1 pseudogene is annotated in these 1,940 nt (G+C 73.8%); it reads left to right on the top strand.

Features of this window, described 5'->3' with window-relative positions:
* Positions 1-501: 501 nt before the first annotated feature.
* Positions 502-1,940: pseudogene (locus tag F3J18_RS37015) on the top strand (DUF3416 domain-containing protein); the annotation flags it as partial.

The following is a 1,940-nucleotide window of genomic DNA, read 5'->3' as shown; positions in this document are numbered from 1 at the left end:
CCGCGCCGGTGCTGCCGCCCACCGCGCCGCCGAGCGCGGCACCGGCCACGCCGCCGAGTGCGCCGCCCAGCGCATTGTTCAGGTCGCCGCGCGCGAGGGCCGGCATCGAAACGGCGGCGCCCAGGGCCGCGACCGCGACGAGTTTGATCAGTGTGTTCGCCATGATGAACGCTCTTGTTCGTTGAAGTACGGGGTTGCGTGAACCAATGGCGCTGAGTGTAGCCAAGCGATCGAAAGGAAGCTGTAACGCCCGGGATCGGCGTCCGTAAGAGGTGTAACAAAAATGTCAGGAACGGCGGGGGCAATGCCAAAAAATCCCGTCGCACCCCACTCGCTGTAAAAACTACAGGCGCCGGCCGAAACTACAGCGCGCATGGCGCCGGGACCGATGCGGCGCGCACGGGCCGGCGCATGGCATGCCGCGCCGCCGCGGGCACGGCCGTTGCGCTCCCCCCGCTGGCAGCCGGCAACCGCCGCCTGCCCAGCGCAACGGACGGCCCGATGGCACCTTCAACCGCAACCGCTTTCTCCCCGCATCTCTACTTCGTCGACGCGCGCCTGGTCGGCCCGCTCGATGCCTGGCCCGCCTGGTTCGAGCGGATCGCCGGGCTGGGCTTCGATCACGTGCTGGTCGGCGCGTTCCACACCACCGGCCGCGCCGGCCACCCGCGCGTGGTGGCCGACCACGATCGCCCGCACGAAGCCCTGGCCACCCGGCTCGACACCGGCGACGCGCTCGCGCGGCTGGTCGAGCAGGCTCGCGAATTCGGCCTGCGGCTGATGCTCGACGTGACGGTCGACCGGATCGCCGTCGAGCACCCGCTGCGCCGCGGCGCACCGGACTGGTACATCGAGCGCGAGCACGACGACGCGCGCATCGATCCGCGCACGGCCGCCTTCGAACAGACCCTCGCCTATGCCGACATCGCGCGCCCCGAGGTGGGCGAGGCGTTGGCCGGCTGGTGGCACGGCCGCTTCGCGACGCTCTCGGCAACCGGCCTGGCCGGCTTCCTGGTCGACGCGCCGCAGCGCCTGCCGGCCGAATGGTGGCGTACCTGGCTGGGCTCGCGCCACGGCGAGCTCGACGACGTGCGCTGGATCGCCGGCATCCCCGGCCATGCGCGCGAGGCGCTGGGCGCCTTCGAGGGCGCCGGCTTCGACGGCGTGTTCAGCTCGCTGCGCTGGTGGGACCTGCGCGCGCCCTGGCTGGTCGACGAGCACGCGCTGCTGCGCCGGGTCGCCTCGCCGATCGCCTTCCCCGACGCCTTCGACGGCCCGCGCCTCGCGCACGACCTGCGCGGCCTGCCGCCCGACGCGATCGAGCGCGGCTACCGGCGCGCGCTGGAGACCGCCGCGGCGCTCGGCACCGGCTGGCTGGTGCCGATGGGTTTCGAGCGCGGCGTCGCCACCCCGCTGATGACCGCGCATCCGCAGCCGGCCGCGTTCCGCGAAGCCTTCGAGCGCGCTGCGTTCGACCTGTCCGAGCCGCTCGCCGAGGCCAACCGGCGCCGGCGCGACTCGGCGGTGTTCGCCTCGCGCGGCGAGCTGGCGGCCCTGAGCGGCGCCGACGCGGCCGTCACCGTGCTGCTGCGCGGCGACAGCGACTGGCTGGAACAAGCCGACGAGGCCCTGCTGATCGCCCTGAACCCCGAACTCGACGCGCCCGGCGCCGTCGATCCCGATTGCCTGGCCGGCGTGCCGGGCGCCTTCACGCGTTTCGCGCCGCTGTCGGCGGGCCGCCGCGCGAAGACCGCCCCGCTCGGCCCGCTGGCGCTGATGCCCGGCGACGTGAGCCTGCTGCGCGCGGCGCGCGCCAAGCCGGTCAAGCCCGGCAAGGAACCCAAGGACGGCGGCAAGAACGCCGAGGCGGGCAAGAACGGCAAGCCCGCCAAGGGTACGAAAGACGGCCGGGACGAGGCCGCCCGCCCCGCCCAGGCGGA

This window comes from Burkholderia sp. Ax-1720 (assembly GCF_011753035.1).
Classification (GTDB): Bacteria; Pseudomonadota; Gammaproteobacteria; order Burkholderiales; family Burkholderiaceae; genus Burkholderia; species Burkholderia gladioli.
The sequence above is the reverse complement of the archived record's forward strand: the minus strand, read 5'-3'. Positions and strand labels throughout refer to the sequence as shown.